The organism is Pantoea sp. RIT413, from assembly GCF_003057675.2.
Taxonomy (GTDB): domain Bacteria; phylum Pseudomonadota; class Gammaproteobacteria; order Enterobacterales; family Enterobacteriaceae; genus Pantoea; species Pantoea eucrina.
In genome coordinates this window covers 55167-71780 of the sequence record NZ_QBJB02000001.1, presented here as the reverse complement: position 1 = coordinate 71780, position 16614 = coordinate 55167, and the positions used below count along the sequence as shown (strand labels likewise).

The following is a 16614-nucleotide window of genomic DNA, read 5'->3' as shown; positions in this document are numbered from 1 at the left end:
CTGCTGCCAGATATCTGCTTCCCGGGCTACCGCGCGCCCGCTATCGCCTCACGCGCCAGCTGCGTGATCCGCTCCCAGTCGCCCTGCTGCAGCGCCTCATCCGGTACCAGCCACGAGCCGCCGATACACAGCACGCTTTTCAGCGCCAGATAGTCACGATAGTTTGCCGGTGAAATGCCGCCGGTCGGGCAAAACCGTACCTGCGGAAAAGGTCCGGCAAGCGCGGAAAGCGCCTTTACGCCGCCGCTGGCTTCAGCCGGGAAGAACTTGAATTCGCGCAGGCCATGATCCATACCCATCATCAGCTCTGATACGGTGCTTATCCCCGGGATCAGCGGTACCGGCCCCTCTGTTGCGGCCCGCAGCAGCGATTCGGTCAGTCCCGGGCTTATCACAAACTGCGCGCCTGCATCCGTGACCTCTTTCAGCTGTTGCGTGTTGATAACCGTACCGGCGCCCACAATCGCTTCCGGCACCTCACGAATAATGGCGCGCAGCGCATCCATCGCAACCGGCGTACGCAGCGTCACCTCCAGCACCCGGATACCGCCTGCGACCAGCGCTTTTGCCATCGGCACAGCGTGCTCAGGCTGCTTTACTACAATAACCGGCACGACCGGCCCGGTGCTCAGCACCTGCTCTGCACTTATCTTCCAGTTCTTCATGAGGTTTCCCTGGTCACCGCAGCCCCGACGGCTGCGTTCTCATCATTAGCGCTTTACCATACAAGATAAAACGGCTTTGCGTCTATGCAACACCACGTGGTGATGCTGCTGTGGACTCTCTCTGCTATGGGCGTTGGCACGCGCTGCGCAAAAAAATACCCCTGCATGGCAGAGGTATTGGTTGAGTCTGAATAGCGCATCCGTACGACGGGCGATTACTCGCTAAATTCGTTCCATGAACGGCCGTCGCGGGTGATCATCGCAACGGAAGCCACCGGGCCCCAGGTGCCTGCCTGATACGGTTTAGAGGCATCGCCATCCGCATTCCAGGCCTCGATAATCGAATCCACCCAGCCCCATGCCGCTTCTACCTCATCGCGACGGACAAACAGCGCCTGAATGCCGCGCATCGATTCCAGCAGCAGACGCTCATAGGCATCCGCCAGATGTGACTGATTAAAGGTTTCTGAATAGCTCAGATCCAGCTTAGTGGTCTGCAGCTTATGCTTGTGATCCAGCCCTGGTACTTTGTTAAGGATCTCGATATCCACACCTTCATCCGGCTGCAGACGAATAGTGAGTTTGTTCTGCGGCAGTTCAGAATAGGAGTCTTTGAACAGGTTCATCTCCGGGTTCTTGAAATAGACGACGACCTCAGAGCATTTGGAAGGCAGACGTTTGCCGGTGCGCAGGTAGAAAGGTACACCCGCCCAGCGCCAGTTATCAATATCAACGCGAATAGCCACGAAAGTCTCGGTTGCGCTCTGCTTGTTAGCGCCCTCCTCTTCCAGATAGCCCGGTACTTTTTTACCCTGTACAAATCCTGCCGTGTACTGACCGCGTACGGTTTTTTCACGCACGTTGGTTTGATCGATCCGGCGCAGTGAACGCAGTACTTTTACTTTCTCATCGCGGATTGCATCTGCACTGAGATCGGAGGGCGGTGACATAGCAATCATGGTCAGTACCTGCAGCAGGTGGTTCTGAATCATGTCGCGCATCTGGCCCGCTTTATCAAAATAACCCCAGCGGCCTTCAATCCCCACCTCCTCTGCCACGGTGATCTGCACGTGGTCGATGGTGCGGTTGTCCCAGTTATTCACAAAGATTGAGTTAGCAAAGCGCAGCGCCAGCAGATTCAGCACCGTCTCTTTGCCCAGATAGTGGTCAATACGGAACACCTGGCTCTCGTCAAAGAATTTACCCACGCTGTCGTTGATTTCACGCGAGGTTTCCAGCGAGGTACCCAGCGGCTTTTCCATTACCACGCGGGCAGGTTTTGCGTTCAGCTTCGCTGCGCCAAGCCCTTCACAAATGGCACCGAACGTGCTCGGTGGCATAGCAAAGTAGTTAATGGTTACGCGCTCTTTTTGATCGAGCATTTTACCCAGTTTGGTGAAATGCGTTGTATCGTTCACATCGAGGTTACAGAAGTCGAGACGGCCGCTGAGCTTATCCCACAGCGCTTCATCAATCTTCTCTTTCATGAAGGTTTCCAGCGCCTCGCGTACCACTTTGGTATAAGCCGCTTTATCCCACTCCGCACGTCCTACTCCGATAATACGGGTGGTTTCGTGGATCTGACCAGCTTTCTCCAGCTGATACAGCGAAGGCAACAGTTTACGGCGTGCAAGATCGCCTTTGGCACCGAAAATCACCAGATCGCATGCCTGGGCTGTTTGTGTTACCGCCATTTTCCTCTCCTCGTTGCAGGATCTCCCGGATGTGCATCCTCACCATCCCGGACCTTTATTGTCATGTTCTTACGGCACAATGTACTTTTTTCGCCGCGCCAGGACAAGCGAGCGTCCCGCTGTTCATCGCGACGTCGCGTAACCAACAGGCCGGCGTCCCTGACCAGGGTTTACGTCAGTCATTACAGACGGGGCCTGCAGAAGTATGACAAAGAATTCAGCTTCGCATTTATCTGCCGCTGCGCGAAGGCGTGCTTCACAGAGCAAATTTTTACTAAATCATGGTGATGTAAGCGCTTTCATGTCTGTGCGGTGCCGTTCGGGCGCATTTTAGCTCTGCTATGCAGCCGTGTTATACCGATGCTAAAAATGCGCAAGCAAAACCGGGGTTATCCTGTGCCGCGTTTTAGCGTGATAGATCGCTCCGCACTTTGACAAAGCAGACCCATCTTAACAGGGTCAGACATTTGGTGTACCTTAGGTGTAAGCGTTTACCTGGCGTTAATACTTCAAGCCCTTTTGCGTCAACACCCTGGAAGCAGTATCAATAGCCAAACAGAGACACGCGCATTGTAAATTTAATGCCAATCAATCAGATAGAATAAAAGGATCACCGAATGACCAGCCCTACAGCTTTCATCCCAAAATCCCCGTCACGTCGTCTCAGAAGAACCAAGATTGTTACTACCCTCGGCCCGGCAACCGACCGCGACAATAACCTTGAAAAAATCATCGCGGCAGGCGCTAACGTAGTACGCCTTAATTTCTCCCACGGCACGCCCGAAGATCACCAGCAGCGCGCCGATCGCGTACGTCAGATAGCCGCCAAGCTGGGGCGTCACGTGGCGATTCTCGGCGACCTGCAGGGGCCAAAAATCCGCGTCTCTACGTTTAAAGAAGGGAAAGTATTTCTCAGCGTCGGCGATCGTTTTCTGCTTGATGCGAACCTGAGCAAAGGTGAAGGCGACAAAGAAAAAGTCGGCATCGATTACAAAGGATTGCCGGAAGATGTCGTGCCGGGCGATATTCTGCTGCTCGATGATGGCCGCGTACAGCTGAAGGTGCTGGAGGTGCAGGATGTGAAAGTCTTCACTGAAGTTACCGTCGGTGGTCCGCTCTCTAATAACAAAGGTATCAACAAGCTGGGCGGCGGCCTCTCTGCCGAAGCGCTGACTGAAAAAGATAAGCTGGATATCGTCACGGCGGCAAAAATCGGCGTTGATTATCTGGCGGTGTCATTCCCGCGCAATGGCGAAGATATGAACTACGCCCGTCGTCTGGCTCGCGACGCCGGCTGTGATGCAAAGCTGGTGGCCAAAGTGGAGCGCGCAGAAGCGGTTGCGACACAGGAAGCAATGGATGATATTATCCTCGCGTCTGACGTTGTCATGGTGGCGCGCGGCGATCTGGGCGTTGAAATCGGCGATCCGGAACTGGTTGGTATTCAGAAAGCGCTGATCCGTCGCGCCCGTCAGCTGAACCGCACCATCATTACCGCCACGCAGATGATGGAATCGATGATCACCAATCCCATGCCAACCCGTGCGGAAGTGATGGATGTGGCCAACGCCGTACTGGATGGTACTGACGCCGTGATGCTGTCAGCGGAAACCGCAGCCGGGCAATATCCGGCGGAAACCGTTTCTGCGATGGCGAAAGTCTGCCTCGGCGCTGAAAAGATCCCAAGCGTAAACGTCTCCAAACATCGCCTGGACGTACAGTTTGATAACGTCGAAGAAGCGATCGCGATGTCAGCTATGTATGCGGCAAACCATCTGCAGGGTGTTTCTGCCATTATTACCATGACCGAATCAGGCCGTACCGCGCTAATGACGTCACGTATCACGTCAGGTTTGCCGATTTTTGCGATGTCGCGCCATGAGCGTACGCTGAACCTGACCGCTCTCTATCGCGGCGTGACGCCGGTCTATTTTGACAGCAACAACGACGGTGTGGCTGCCGCCCACGACGCGGTAAATCTGCTGCGCGATAAAGGTTTCCTCGTCTCCGGCGACCTGGTGATTGTCACCCAGGGCGATGTGATGGGCGCAACCGGTACCACCAACACCAGCCGCGTGCTGCGCGTCGACTAACGCCAACGCGTTACGCGTAGCGGCTGTAAAAATGGACAAACGCGACTGCTCTGGCGGTCGCGTTTTATTTTGCATTTTCAGGGAGGCTTGATGGCCCGCTACCAACCTATTGTCCGCTTAACCGGACGTACGCTGCTGTTTCCACTGGCGCTGGTCCTGTTTGAGTTCGCTACTTATATCGCTCATGACATGATCCAGCCCGGCATGCTGCTGGTCACGCAGGAGTTTGCCGTCGGCCCGCAGTGGGTCTCCACCTCTCTGACTGCCTATCTGATGGGCGGCGTGGTGCTGCAGTGGCTGCTGGGCCCGCTATCGGATAAGTATGGCCGGCGTCCGGTATTGCTTTCCGGCATCCTGTTTTTTGTGCTGGCCTGCATCCTTACCACCTGGGTCAGCACAATTGAGCAGTTTGTCACGCTGCGCTTTGTTCAGGGCATCAGCCTCTGCTTTATTGGCGCCGTCAGCTATGCGGCGGTGCAGGAAGCGTTTGAAGAGGCGCTCGCGGTGCGGGTAATGGCTCTGATGGCGAATGTGGCGCTGCTGGCGCCGCTGGCTGGTCCGCTGGCCGGGGCGGCATGGCTTACCGCAGGCAGCTGGCGCAGTATGTTCTGGCTGTTTGCGATCTGCAGCGTGATAGCGTTTATTTTACTGTGGCGCATCATGCCGGAAACGGCAGGCGATCGCAGTCGCTCCGTAGCGCTGCCGGTGCTGGCGCGCGGCTATGGCCGGCTGGCACGTGACAAACAGGTGATGTACGGTTCCTTTGCTATCGGCCTGGTGTTTATTCCCATTCTGACGTGGGTGGCGCTGTCTCCGGTGATCCTCATGCACGATGAGGGCCTGTCGCGCATGCATTATGCCCTGCTCCAGCTGCCGGTGTTTCTGGCTATGATTGCCGGCAATCTGACGCTGGGCAAACTGGCAGGCCGCGTACCGATTGAACAGCCGGTAAAACTGGCCGCCTGGCCCATCTTAATCGGACTCGGCATTGCGCTGATTGCCAACCTGATGAACAGTCATACTTACCTGCTGTTAACCGCCGGACTCAGTCTCTACGCGTTCGGGGCTGGCATGGTGAATGCCGGTCTCTATCGCCTGACGCTTTACGCCAGCAGTGAAGGCAAAGGCAGTATTGCCGCTATGCTGGGAATGATCAGCATCCTGACGCTGGCAGCGGGCATTGAGCTGGCTAAAGCGGGCTATTTTCACGGGGGGACGCCGTGGTTCAGTACGCTGAATTTTGCTGCGGGTCTGCTGTGGTTTGTGCTGGTTACGCTGTTTCTGCGTGAGCGCAGACGACTGAGCAGGGTCGAAGAGGTCGTATAACCGTGCGCTGCCGCTACGCACTGCGGGTAGCGGCAGCATACAGAATCACTTACGCGGATAGAGATCTTTACGCCGGTAAGGCTCGATATCCCCCTCTTTACGCGTTTTCAGCAGCTTCAGGATCCAGGTGTATTGCTCCGGATGCGGCCGCACAAAAATCTCCACTTCTTCATTCATACGGCGTGCCAGCCTGGTGTCATCCGCATCCACCAGATCGTCCATCGGCGGCCGCACGTAGATCTCCAGGCGGTGCGTTTTACTGTTGTATACCGGAAACAGCGGCACTACCCGCGCCCGGCAGACTTTCATCAGTCGTCCCACTGCCGGCAGCGTAGCCTTGTAGGTTGCAAAGAAATCGACAAACTCGCTGTGCTCAGCACCGTGATCCTGATCCGGCAGATAGTAGCCGTAGTAGCCCTGACGCACTGAGGCGATAAAGGGCTTAATCCCGTCGTTGCGCGCATGCATACGGCCACCAAACCGGCGGCGTACGGTGTTCCACAGATAATCCATTAGCGGATCGCTCTGATTGTGAAACATCGCTGCCATCTTCTGCCCTTCCGACGCCAGCAGCATGGCGGGGATATCCACGCCCCAGCCGTGCGGCACCAGGAAGATCACATTCTCATTGTTATTCTGTAAGTCAGTAATAATTTCACGGCCGTGCCACTCTACCCGCTGGCGCACCCGCTCCGGGTTGCGCATGCCGAGTTCTGCCATCATCGCCATCGCCTGCGGCGCGGTAGCAAACATGCGGTCAGCAATCTCTTCGCGCTGCGCTTCACTCAGTTCCGGCAAGCAGTAATAGAGATTGATCAGCGCACGACGCCGCGCACTTTTTGCCAGCTTACCGGCAAAGGTGCCTAAGCTACCCAGTAAAGGATCGCGCAGGCGTGGCGGCAGCATTGCCATGCCCGCCAGCGCACCAACCGCCAGCCAGCTTCCCCAGTATTTAGGTTTTAAAAAAGAACGTTGAAAAACGGGAATAAACTCGCTGTTATTTTTTTTTCGGGTTTCCATGCACTCGCCTCTGACAATGACGGCTCAATAATAGTGACGGCAGCTATTTTTGCAATCTTCACGCGCCTGAAAGCAAAAAACCGACGAATTAATCGTCGGTTTAACGTTTATTCGCCGCCGGACTTTTACAGCGCCAGCTGCGGCAGCCAGGTTTTAACCTGTGCAAGGTAGGTACTGCGATCTTTCCCGGTCAGCCCTTCCATACGCGGCATTTTCGCCGTCAGCGGGTTAACAGCCTGATTATTAATCCACACCTCGTAATGCAGGTGAGGACCGGTTGAGCGCCCGGTATTACCCGAGAGCGCGATGCGATCGCCGCGTTTAACTTTCTGCCCCGGCTTTACCAGCGCACGGCTCAGGTGCATATAGCGGGTCATATACTGACGGCCGTGACGAATCGCCACGTAGTTGCCCGCAGCCCCGCCGTTTTTAGCCACCACCACTTCGCCATCGCCGACGGCCAGCACCGGCGTCCCCACCGGCAGCGCAAAGTCGACGCCTTTATGCGGTGAGATGCGCCCGGTTACCGGGTTGAGGCGGCGCGGGTTAAAGTTTGAAGAGACGCGATACTGCTTAACCGTTGGAAAGCGCATAAAGCCCCGCGCCAGACCCGAACCGCTGCGATCGTAGAACTTGCCATCTTCCGCGCGGAAAGCGTAGTAATCTTTGCCGCCGCTGCGCACGCGCACGCCCAGCAGCTGGCTCTGGGCACTTTTGCCATCCAGCATCTCGCGCGACATCAGCACGCTGAACTCATCGCCCGAACGCAGTTTGCGAAAATCCATCTGCCACTGCATCGCTTTAATGACGTTGCTGGTTTCAGCGCTGCTCAGACCGGCACGCTGCGCACTGGCAGCAAAGCTGCCGCGCACTTCCCCTTTCAGCACGCTGTTTTGCCATTCGCCTTTTTGCATCTCCTGCTGCATGCTGAAGCTGCCATTTGGCTGACGCGCATAGGTACGGGTTTCACGGCGGTTGATTTCCCAGCTAAACGCCTGCAGCTGCCCTTCTGCATCCAGCGTCCAGCTCAGCTGCTGGCCCACCTGCAGATTGCGCAGCGCTTTATCACTGGCGACCAGCGCATTGATGTCGCTGAGATCGATGCCATACTGATTCAGCGCGCTGCTTAATGTATCGCCAGATGAAATGGTGTAGTCATGCTGATCGGGATTGTCAGGCACATCTTTGTCGATATCGTCCGCCGGCAAATCCTCTTCAGGTTCGGCCGTGGTTTGATCGATAGGCTCGCTGGCTTCCGGCAGCAGAGTGCGCAATGCGTTTTTATCCAGCGCAATCTCTTTGACAATCGGCGCAACGTCATGGGGATGATAGACATACGGCCGCCAGACAGCGACGGCCAGTGTGACAACGGTTAATGACCCCAGCATAACGCGGTGGGGGCGCGGCAAATTATTAAATGCGAGGGCGACAGAGCGGGCTATCTGCTGCACTTTTATCTTTTCCTCTATGCTCCATTCAGGCAGCTCGCATACTGGCTCGACAGCTGTGAGAGGAATTTCACATAACTGTCTTTGGTTAAGCTGATCCCCATGCCTAATGGATCCAGCGTGCCTTTGCGTACGCTGGTGCCACGTGACACGGCATCGATGACCGCCGGCCTGAATTGTGGCTCAGCAAAAACGCATACGGCTTTTTGCTCAACCAACTGTGTTCGTATTTGATGTAAACGCTGAGCGCCAGGCTGGATTTCAGGATTGACGGTAAAATGCCCCGCGGGGGACAAACCGTAGTGTTTCTCAAAATAGCTATACGCGTCGTGAAAAACGAAATAACCCTTGTTCCGCACCGGCGCAAGCTGCGCGCCAATGTGTTTGTCCGTCTCGGCCAGTGCTGCTTCAAACTGCTGCAGATTGGCGTCAAGTTTGGCTTTGCTTTCGGGCATAAGTTCCAATAATTTTCCGTGGATTGCAACAGCGGATTCTTGTGCAATCTTCGGTGACATCCACAGATGCATGTTATATTCACCATGATGATGGTGAGTATGAGAGGAGTCCTGATCTTCGGACTTATCTGAGGCGTGCCCTTCTTCGTGCTCATCCTCATCTTCTCCGCCCCGAATCAGCTGAGATTTCACCGCCGGCAGCGCGGCGATTTCCAGGTTCCTGCTGGCGGGCAGAGCGGCGGCAGGTTTGGTCAGGAAAGCCTCCATTTCAGGCCCGACCCAGATGACTAAGTCCGCGTTTTTAATGCGTTTTACATCAGAAGGACGGAGTGCGTAATCATGTTCCGAGGCGCCATCCGGCAGCAATACTTCAACCGGCGTAATGCCTTCTGAAATCGCAGCTGCGATAAATCCTAACGGTTTGATTGACGTGACGACCGCTGAGTGGGCCGGAAGCGCAAGCGCGGCTAAAATGGCAGTGGCAGAAAGGTTAAAAAACAGGCGCTGCTTATTGTGTAACATAATGCGTCATTCCATCGTGACTGGGTGATGGAATGTGATATTATAACATTCTAATTTCAATGCAACCCGTAAATTATATGTCTTCACTTGTTACACTTGACGATATTTCAGTGACCTTTGCCCAGCGCCGTGTGCTGGCAGGTATCTCGCTGACGCTTCAGCCTGGTAAAATTCTGACCCTGCTGGGCCCTAACGGCGCCGGCAAGTCAACGCTGGTGCGAACGGTTTTAGGTCTGCTGACGCCGGACCGCGGCAGCGTACAGCGCGCGCCGGGTCTGCGTATTGGCTACGTGCCGCAAAAATTGCATATCGATCCCACGCTGCCGGTTACCGTAGAACGCTTTATGCGTCTGACAGGCGGCAGCAGGCGTGCCGATATCCTGCCGGCGCTGAAGCGCGTACAGGCCGGGCATCTGCTGCAGGCGCCGCTGCAGAAACTCTCCGGTGGTGAAACGCAGCGCGTATTGCTGGCGCGCGCCCTGCTGAACCAGCCGCAGCTGCTGGTGCTGGATGAACCGACCCAGGGCGTTGATGTAAACGGTCAGGTGGCGCTTTACGATTTAATCGATCAGCTGCGACGCGAACTTAACTGCGGCGTGCTGATGGTCTCACACGATCTGCATCTGGTGATGGCGAAAACCGACGAAGTGCTGTGCCTTAACCACCATATTTGCTGTTCCGGTACGCCGGAAGCGGTGTCGCAGCATCCTGAGTTTATCGCCATGTTTGGTCCGCGCGGCGCACAGCAGCTGGCCATTTACCGGCATCAGCATAACCATCGTCACGACCTACAGGGACGTATCGTTTTACGCAAAGGAAACAGCCCGTCATGATTGAATTATTACTTCCCGGCTGGCTCGGCGGCGCGCTGCTGGCGCTGGCGGCCGGACCGCTCGGCTCATTTGTGGTCTGGCGCCGCATGTCCTACTTTGGCGATACCCTGGCGCACGCCTCGCTGCTGGGCGTGGCTTTTGGCCTGCTGCTGAACGTTAACCCTTACTACGCGGTTATCCTGGTGACAATCTGTCTGGCGCTCGGCCTGGTATGGCTGGAACGTCGCCCGCATCTGGCCATTGATACGCTGTTAGGGATTATGGCGCACAGCGCGCTTTCACTTGGTCTGGTGGTGGTCAGCCTGATGCAGGGAGTCCGCGTTGATCTTATGGCCTACCTGTTTGGTGACCTGCTGGCGATTACGCCAGACGATCTCTGGCTCATGGGCGGCGGCGTTGCCATTGTACTGGTGGTAATGGCGTGGCAGTGGCGCGCCCTGCTCTCTATGACCATCAGTCCGGAGCTGGCGCAGGTTGACGGCGTGAATATTCAGCGTACCCGGCTGATGCTGATGCTGGTGACCGCCCTGACGATTGGCGTCGCAATGAAGTTTGTCGGCGCGCTGATTATTACCTCACTGCTGATTATCCCTGCCGCAACGGCGCGCCGCTTTTCGCGCTCTCCGGAACAGATGGCGGGCTGTGCAACGCTCGCCGGACTGATCGCCGTGACCGGTGGCCTGACGTTCTCCGCCACCTATGATACCCCTGCCGGACCTTCTGTGGTGCTCTGCGCCGCCGTGCTGTTTATACTCAGCATGATAAAAAAACCGGCTGTCTGAGTTATCCGTTCAGCCATGCAAAACGGGCACCTGAGGTGCCCGTTTTTTGTCTGCCTGCGTGCTGCACCCTATTCTTCGCGCACGATATCAAAGTGCCGGTAAGCGTGCTGCGTTGCCATACGGCCGCGCGGCGTACGCTGAATAAATCCCTGCTGGATCAGGAAAGGCTCTATAACATCCTCGATCGTTTCGCGCTCTTCGCCTATTGCTGCCGCCAGGTTATCCAGCCCTACCGGGCCACCCATAAACTTATCGATAATCGCCAGTAGCAGCTTGCGGTCCATGTAATCAAAACCCTGCGTATCGACATTCAGCATATCCAGCGCGCTGGCCGCCACGTCACCGCTCATGTTGCCTGCGGCACGGACATCGGCAAAATCACGCACGCGGCGCAGCAGGCGATTAGCGATACGCGGGGTGCCGCGTGCGCGACGGGCCACTTCCAGCGCGCCCTCTTCACTCAGCGTCAGACCGAGACAGGCCGCGCTGCGGCTGACAATGTGCTGCAGATCCGGCACGTTATAGAACTCAAGCCGCTGAACAATGCCAAAACGATCGCGCAGCGGTGAGGTCAGCGACCCGGCGCGCGTCGTCGCGCCAATCAGGGTAAACGGCGGCAGATCGAGCTTGATTGAGCGGGCGGCCGGCCCCTCACCGATCATGATATCCAGCTGATAATCTTCCATTGCCGGATAGAGCACCTCTTCCACTACCGGGGAGAGACGGTGGATCTCATCAATAAACAGGACGTCGTGCGGTTCGAGATTGGTGAGCATCGCCGCCAGATCGCCCGCTTTCTCCAGCACCGGCCCTGACGTCGTGCGCAGATTGACGCCCATCTCATTCGCCACGATATTCGCCAGCGTGGTTTTTCCCAGCCCCGGCGGGCCGAAAATCAGCAGATGGTCAAGTGCATCGCCGCGCAGCTTCGCCGCCTGGATAAAAATCTCCATCTGTTCGCGCACCTGCGGCTGACCGACATACTCCGCGAGCAGCTTCGGGCGAATAGCACGATCCAGGCTCTCTTCTTCATTATATGAACTGCCCGAGACCAGGCGATCGGCTTCAATCATGTGTTACCTCAGATAGCTGCACGCAGCGCTTCGCGGATCAGGGTTTCGCAGTCTGCGTCAGGTTTGCCCACTTTGCTGATCATGCGGCTGGCTTCCTGCGGTTTATATCCCAGCGCCACCAGCGCAGCCGCCGCTTCTGCTTCAGCGTCGTTGCTCTCCGGCGCGACCGCTGGGGTCGTCAGCGTGAAGGCTGAGTCGCCGCCAAAGAGGTCGCCATGCATGCCTTTAAAGCGATCTTTCATCTCAACCACCAGGCGCTCAGCGGTTTTTTTGCCGACACCCGGCAGCTTCACCAGCGAGGCGACCTCTTCACGCTCAACAGCGGTCACAAACTGCTGCGCTGACATGCCCGATAGGATCGCCAGCGCCAGCTTGGGGCCAACGCCGTTGACTTTGATCAGCTCGCGAAAGAGCGCGCGCTCCTGTTTGCTGTTGAAACCAAACAGCAGCTGGGCATCTTCACGCACCACGAAATGGGTGAAAATGACCGCCTCCTGGGCGATCTCCGGCAGCTCGTAGAAGCAGGTCATTGGCATATGCACTTCATAACCGACGCCGTGCGCTTCAAGCAGCACCAGCGGCGGCTGTTTTTCCAGAATGTTGCCTCGTAAACGACCAATCACCTGAGCAATTCCTTAATCTGTGAGTAAGCGGTGCAGGGTATTCCCTGTGACCAGCGCAGCCGCTGGCGGTGTGATAGCGGCTATGTATAACATAAAAAAGGCTGGATGCATATCCAGCCTGTTAGCGCGTCTGATGGCAGCTTAACCCGAGCGCAGCCGCCCGCGCGTCATCACCAGTTTGCTGTCGCTCATGCGCGCCGCATTCTGGCTAACGTGGCAGTGGGTGATGGCGATAGCCAGCGCATCTGCCGCATCCGCCTGCGGGTTGGCCGGCAGTTTCAGCAGCGTGCGGACCATATGCTGCACCTGGCTCTTCTCCGCCCCGCCGGTTCCGGTAACCGTCTGTTTAACCTGCCGCGCCGCATATTCAAACACCGGCAAATCGGCATTGACCGCGGCCACAATCGCTGCGCCGCGAGCCTGGCCAAGTTTCAGTGCCGAATCCGCATTTTTCGCCATAAACACCTGCTCAATCGCAAAGTAGTCAGGCGAAAACTGCGTGATGATTTCGCAGACGCCGGCATAAATCAGCTTCAGGCGTCCCGGTAAATCGGTCACGTTGGTGCGGATACAGCCGCTGCCCAGGTAGCTCAGCTGACGGCCGGTCTGACGGATAACGCCGTAGCCGGTAATGCGCGAGCCGGGGTCAATCCCGAGAATAATCGCCACAGCACGCCTCCGGTTGCCGGAAAAATAACCACGCCATTACAGCGTTTCCGCCACCTCGTCAGAGATCTCACCGTTGTGATAAACCTCCTGCACGTCGTCGCAATCTTCCAGCATATCGATCAGCCGCAGCAGTTTTGGTGCCGTTTCTGCATCCAGTTCCGCTTTGGTTGACGGGATCATGGAGACTTCAGCGCTGTCAGCTTTCAGACCGCCCGCTTCCAGCGTATCACGCACGTTGCCCAGCTCTTCCCACGCTGTGAAGACATCGATGGCACCGTCATCATAGCTCACCACATCTTCCGCACCCGCTTCCAGTGCTGCTTCCATCACCGCATCTTCATCCTGACCCGGAGCAAAGGAGATCACTCCTTTTTTGCTGAAGAGATAGGAGACAGAGCCGTCAGTGCCCAGATTACCGCCGGTTTTGGTGAAGGCGTGGCGCACTTCTCCGACGGTACGGTTACGGTTGTCACTCAGGCATTCGATCATTACCGCAGAGCCGCCCGGACCGTAGCCTTCATAAATGATGGTTTCCATATTGGAATCATCTTCGCCGCCGACGCCGCGTGCAATGGCGCGGTTCATTGTGTCGCGCGTCATGTTATTTGAGAGCGCTTTATCCATCGCTGCGCGCAGACGCGGGTTAGAACCTGCATCGCCGCCGCCCAGCTTCGCGGCAGTGACCAGCTCGCGAATGATTTTAGTAAAGATCTTGCCGCGCTTGGCGTCCTGCGCCGCCTTACGATGTTTTGTGTTCGCCCATTTACTGTGACCAGCCATCTTACATTTTCTCCGATCTTTTACAGGGTGCAGGCTATCTTGCCTGCGCTCTTATCCCCGGCAGCATCCACGCCATCCGCACGCAGAGATCTGCGCGGCGGTGGTGGCGCTGACGATGAACAATTGCGCTGCGCCGATAACGCCTGACTGCTCAATGTTAGCGGTGCGGTTTGATAAAACAGCACACGATAGTTGGACGAAGGGAATACGCTTCGTCGAATGTGTGGAATTTACCCTGGTTGCCACCGGAAAACACGCGGCGGCGCTCGCTCAGATAAACTCTTCAATCGCCTGGCGATTGCTCCAGGATTTGGTTAACGCCGCAGCCTCTTCAGCGATCAGCCAGCGGGCAGCCAGGTGCTCACTCAGCAGCGGCATCCGTTCAGCCGGCAGCGCCAGCCGGAACCAGTGCTCGCGATTGTGCGTTATGCCTGGCGCATAGCGGTGACGAAAATGAGGGAAGATCTCAAATTCAATCTGCCGCTGGCAATCTTCAAGCTGCAGCCCTTCGCCACAGATATCGATCGCCAGCTCTTCCGCCACTTCGCGTGCTGCAGCCTGAGCCGGCGTTTCACCCGGCTCCAGACTGCCGGTGACCGACTGCCAGAAGCCGTGATCATCGCGCCGCTGCAGCATCAACACCCGGCCGGTATCTCGCGCAAAGATCACCACCAGCACCGATACCGGATGTTTAAAGCCCATTACTGCTGCTCTGGCTTTTCTTTCTTCGCGACAATCTGAATGCCCAGATCGCTCAGCGCAGCTGGATTTGCCAGGCTTGGTGCTTCCGTCATCATACAGGCTGCCGCCGTGGTTTTCGGGAAAGCGATCACGTCACGAATATTATCGGTGCCGGTGAGCAGCATAGTCAGACGATCAAGGCCAAACGCCAGACCGGCGTGCGGCGGCGTACCATATTTGAGCGCGTTCAGCAGGAAGCCAAACTTCTCCTGCTGTTCTTCAGCCGTAATGCCGAGAATGCTGAACACAGTCTGCTGCATCGTCCCGTTGTGGATACGCACAGAGCCGCCGCCCACTTCGTAGCCGTTGATCACCATATCGTAGGCATTAGCCACTGCCTGCGTCGGCTCGGCTGCCAGCTGCTCCGCCGTAAGCGACTTAGGTGAGGTAAACGGATGGTGCATCGCTGCCAGACCGCCTTCGTCATCCTCTTCAAACATCGGAAAGTCGATGACCCAGAGCGGTGCCCAGGCTTTCTCGTCGGTGATCTTCAGGTCGCGGCCAGCTTTCAGGCGCAGTGCACCCAGCGCATCCGCCACAACTTTAGCGCGATCGGCGCCAAAGAAGATCAGATCGCCATCCTGAGCGCCGGTGCGATCCAGAATCGCTTCCACGATCTCAGGCGTCAGGAATTTGGCCACCGGACTTTGCACGCCTTCAGCGCCACTGGCGCGGGCGTTGATTTTCATCCATGCCAGGCCACGTGCACCATAAATCTCAACAAACTTCGTATATTCATCAATCTGCTTACGCGTCAGCGTCGCACCGCCCGGCACGCGCAGCGCAGCAACCCGTCCTTTGGCGTCGTTCGCCGGACCAGAGAACACCTTAAACTCTACGTCTTTCAGCAGATCGGCAACGTCCACCAGTTCCATCGGATTACGCAGATCGGGTTTATCAGAGCCGTAGCGGTTCATCGCTTCTGCAAACGTCATCAGCGGGAAATCACCCAGATCAACGCCTTTGATCTCAAGCCAGAGCTCGCGGATCAGGCGCTCCATCTTCTCCCGCACCTCTTCCGCGCTCATAAAGGAGGTTTCAACGTCGATTTGCGTAAATTCAGGCTGGCGATCGGCCCGCAGATCTTCATCGCGGAAGCATTTTACAATCTGATAGTAGCGATCGAAGCCGGACATCATCAGCAGCTGCTTAAACAGCTGTGGCGACTGCGGCAGCGCATAGAACTTGCCTTTATGCACGCGGCTTGGCACCAGATAGTCGCGCGCGCCTTCCGGCGTTGCTTTGGTCAGCATCGGCGTTTCAATATCCAGGAAACCTTCACTGTCCATAAAGCGGCGAACAAAGCTGGTAATTCTGGCGCGCGTTTTCAGGCGCTGTGCCATCTCCGGGCGACGCAGATCGAGGTAACGATAGGTCAGACGCGCTTCTTCGCTATTGACCTGGTTGGAGTCCAGCGGCAGCGGCTCCGCGCGATTAATGATGGTCAGCGCGTGGGCAAACACTTCGATATCGCCGGTCGCCATATCGCTGTTGCGGTTTTTCTCTTCACGCGCGCGCACCGTACCGGTGATCTGGATGCAGAATTCGTTGCGCAGCTCAGACGCCAGCTGGAAAGCCTCCTGATAATCGGCATCAAAAAACACCTGAGCGATCCCTTCGCGGTCACGCATATCGATAAAAATCAGGCTGCCGAGATCGCGACGGCGATTAACCCAGCCGCAGAGAGTAACTTGCTGACCCACATGAGACAGGTTGAGCTGTCCGCAATATTCTGTACGCATAACGTATCCTTTTAACTTCGCCGCTGCTGCCAGGCAGCATCAGGGCGCGTAACCTCTGAAGATGCTGCCGCAAAAAAGGCAGCTATTATAATGGAAAAAGCCAGGCAGGATAAGTAGAGCTGCTGCAAAGCAGCTAATTCATCGGCAT

Annotated in this window: 15 protein-coding genes; 4 read left to right on the top strand and 11 right to left on the bottom strand. The window is 56.5% G+C overall.

Annotated features, from left to right (window positions below; all coding sequences use genetic code 11):
• Positions 1-26 precede the first annotated feature (26 nt).
• Positions 27-665 carry a bifunctional 4-hydroxy-2-oxoglutarate aldolase/2-dehydro-3-deoxy-phosphogluconate aldolase gene (locus DBY66_RS00370; RefSeq protein ID WP_094111070.1) on the bottom strand — a complete coding sequence of 213 codons (639 nt, stop codon included), beginning with the start codon at positions 663-665 and terminating at the stop codon, positions 27-29.
• Between the two features lie 215 nt (positions 666-880).
• A complete protein-coding gene (gene zwf / locus DBY66_RS00365; RefSeq protein ID WP_071668883.1) occupies positions 881-2359 on the bottom strand; it encodes a glucose-6-phosphate dehydrogenase in 1479 nt (492 codons plus the stop codon).
• A gap of 617 nt (positions 2360-2976) precedes the next feature.
• On the opposite strand from zwf, the gene pyk reads away from it, so the two are divergent.
• Together pyk and DBY66_RS00355 are read left to right on the top strand one after the other, a co-directional pair.
• Positions 2977-4452 carry a pyruvate kinase gene (pyk, locus tag DBY66_RS00360; RefSeq protein ID WP_108569390.1) on the top strand — a complete coding sequence of 492 codons (1476 nt, stop codon included), beginning with the start codon at positions 2977-2979 and terminating at the stop codon, positions 4450-4452.
• 90 nt (positions 4453-4542) lie between these two features.
• Positions 4543-5778, top strand: a complete 1236-nt coding sequence (locus DBY66_RS00355; protein WP_104085099.1) for an MFS transporter — start codon at positions 4543-4545, stop codon at positions 5776-5778.
• A 45-nt stretch (positions 5779-5823) separates the two neighbouring features.
• On the opposite strand, the gene lpxM is transcribed toward DBY66_RS00355, so the two are convergent.
• The 3 genes from lpxM to znuA form a co-directional block, all read right to left on the bottom strand.
• Entirely contained in the window at positions 5824-6798 is a 975-nt protein-coding gene (gene lpxM, locus DBY66_RS00350; RefSeq protein ID WP_108569391.1) for a lauroyl-Kdo(2)-lipid IV(A) myristoyltransferase, read from the bottom strand.
• A gap of 125 nt (positions 6799-6923) precedes the next feature.
• Positions 6924-8249, bottom strand: coding sequence for a murein DD-endopeptidase MepM (gene mepM / locus DBY66_RS00345; RefSeq protein WP_071668885.1), 1326 nt, complete (start codon positions 8247-8249; stop codon positions 6924-6926).
• 14 nt (positions 8250-8263) lie between these two features.
• The gene (gene znuA, locus DBY66_RS00340; RefSeq protein WP_108569392.1) at positions 8264-9223 is read right to left on the bottom strand and encodes a zinc ABC transporter substrate-binding protein ZnuA; all 960 of its coding nucleotides are present in this window, start codon (positions 9221-9223) and stop codon (positions 8264-8266) included.
• A gap of 77 nt (positions 9224-9300) precedes the next feature.
• Here znuA and znuC point away from each other — a divergent pair, with 77 nt between their 5' ends.
• Both znuC and znuB read left to right on the top strand, forming a co-directional pair.
• Entirely contained in the window at positions 9301-10056 is a 756-nt protein-coding gene (gene znuC / locus DBY66_RS00335; RefSeq protein ID WP_039385977.1) for a zinc ABC transporter ATP-binding protein ZnuC, read from the top strand.
• A complete protein-coding gene (gene znuB, locus DBY66_RS00330; RefSeq protein ID WP_039384882.1) occupies positions 10053-10838 on the top strand; it encodes a zinc ABC transporter permease subunit ZnuB in 786 nt (261 codons plus the stop codon). Before znuC ends, znuB begins: the two co-directional genes overlap by 4 nt.
• A 68-nt stretch (positions 10839-10906) precedes the next feature.
• Here the strand turns inward: znuB and ruvB are convergent, their stop codons facing one another.
• The 6 genes from ruvB to aspS form a co-directional block, all read right to left on the bottom strand.
• The gene (gene ruvB, locus DBY66_RS00325; protein WP_065649104.1) at positions 10907-11911 is read right to left on the bottom strand and encodes a Holliday junction branch migration DNA helicase RuvB; all 1005 of its coding nucleotides are present in this window, start codon (positions 11909-11911) and stop codon (positions 10907-10909) included.
• A gap of 8 nt (positions 11912-11919) precedes the next feature.
• Complete coding sequence (ruvA, locus tag DBY66_RS00320; protein ID WP_039384888.1) at positions 11920-12534, bottom strand: Holliday junction branch migration protein RuvA; 615 nt, start codon at positions 12532-12534, stop codon at positions 11920-11922.
• 141 nt (positions 12535-12675) lie between these two features.
• The gene (ruvC, locus tag DBY66_RS00315) at positions 12676-13203 is read right to left on the bottom strand and encodes a crossover junction endodeoxyribonuclease RuvC (protein ID WP_039384890.1); all 528 of its coding nucleotides are present in this window, start codon (positions 13201-13203) and stop codon (positions 12676-12678) included.
• A 36-nt stretch (positions 13204-13239) separates the two neighbouring features.
• Positions 13240-13983 carry a YebC/PmpR family DNA-binding transcriptional regulator gene (locus DBY66_RS00310; RefSeq protein WP_039384891.1) on the bottom strand — a complete coding sequence of 248 codons (744 nt, stop codon included), beginning with the start codon at positions 13981-13983 and terminating at the stop codon, positions 13240-13242.
• Positions 13984-14253: 270 nt separating this feature from the next.
• Complete coding sequence (gene nudB, locus DBY66_RS00305) at positions 14254-14685, bottom strand: dihydroneopterin triphosphate diphosphatase (RefSeq protein ID WP_039384893.1); 432 nt, start codon at positions 14683-14685, stop codon at positions 14254-14256.
• On the bottom strand, positions 14685-16466 hold the full coding sequence (aspS, locus tag DBY66_RS00300; RefSeq protein ID WP_039384894.1) for an aspartate--tRNA ligase: 1782 nt from the start codon (positions 16464-16466) through the stop codon (positions 14685-14687). The genes nudB and aspS overlap by 1 nt, the downstream gene beginning before the upstream one ends.
• Positions 16467-16614 lie beyond the last annotated feature (148 nt).

Coding starts and splice junctions, on each gene's coding strand:
- DBY66_RS00370 (WP_094111070.1), bottom strand. CDS start 665: ATGAAGAACTGGAAGATAAGTGCAGAGCAGGTGCTGAGCACCGGGCCG.
- zwf (WP_071668883.1), bottom strand. CDS start 2,359: ATGGCGGTAACACAAACAGCCCAGGCATGCGATCTGGTGATTTTCGGT.
- pyk (WP_108569390.1), top strand. CDS start 2,977: ATGACCAGCCCTACAGCTTTCATCCCAAAATCCCCGTCACGTCGTCTC.
- DBY66_RS00355 (WP_104085099.1), top strand. CDS start 4,543: ATGGCCCGCTACCAACCTATTGTCCGCTTAACCGGACGTACGCTGCTG.
- lpxM (WP_108569391.1), bottom strand. CDS start 6,798: ATGGAAACCCGAAAAAAAAATAACAGCGAGTTTATTCCCGTTTTTCAA.
- znuA (WP_108569392.1), bottom strand. CDS start 9,223: ATGTTACACAATAAGCAGCGCCTGTTTTTTAACCTTTCTGCCACTGCC.
- znuC (WP_039385977.1), top strand. CDS start 9,301: ATGTCTTCACTTGTTACACTTGACGATATTTCAGTGACCTTTGCCCAG.
- znuB (WP_039384882.1), top strand. CDS start 10,053: ATGATTGAATTATTACTTCCCGGCTGGCTCGGCGGCGCGCTGCTGGCG.
- ruvB (WP_065649104.1), bottom strand. CDS start 11,911: ATGATTGAAGCCGATCGCCTGGTCTCGGGCAGTTCATATAATGAAGAA.
- DBY66_RS00310 (WP_039384891.1), bottom strand. CDS start 13,983: ATGGCTGGTCACAGTAAATGGGCGAACACAAAACATCGTAAGGCGGCG.
- nudB (WP_039384893.1), bottom strand. CDS start 14,685: ATGGGCTTTAAACATCCGGTATCGGTGCTGGTGGTGATCTTTGCGCGA.
- aspS (WP_039384894.1), bottom strand. CDS start 16,466: ATGCGTACAGAATATTGCGGACAGCTCAACCTGTCTCATGTGGGTCAG.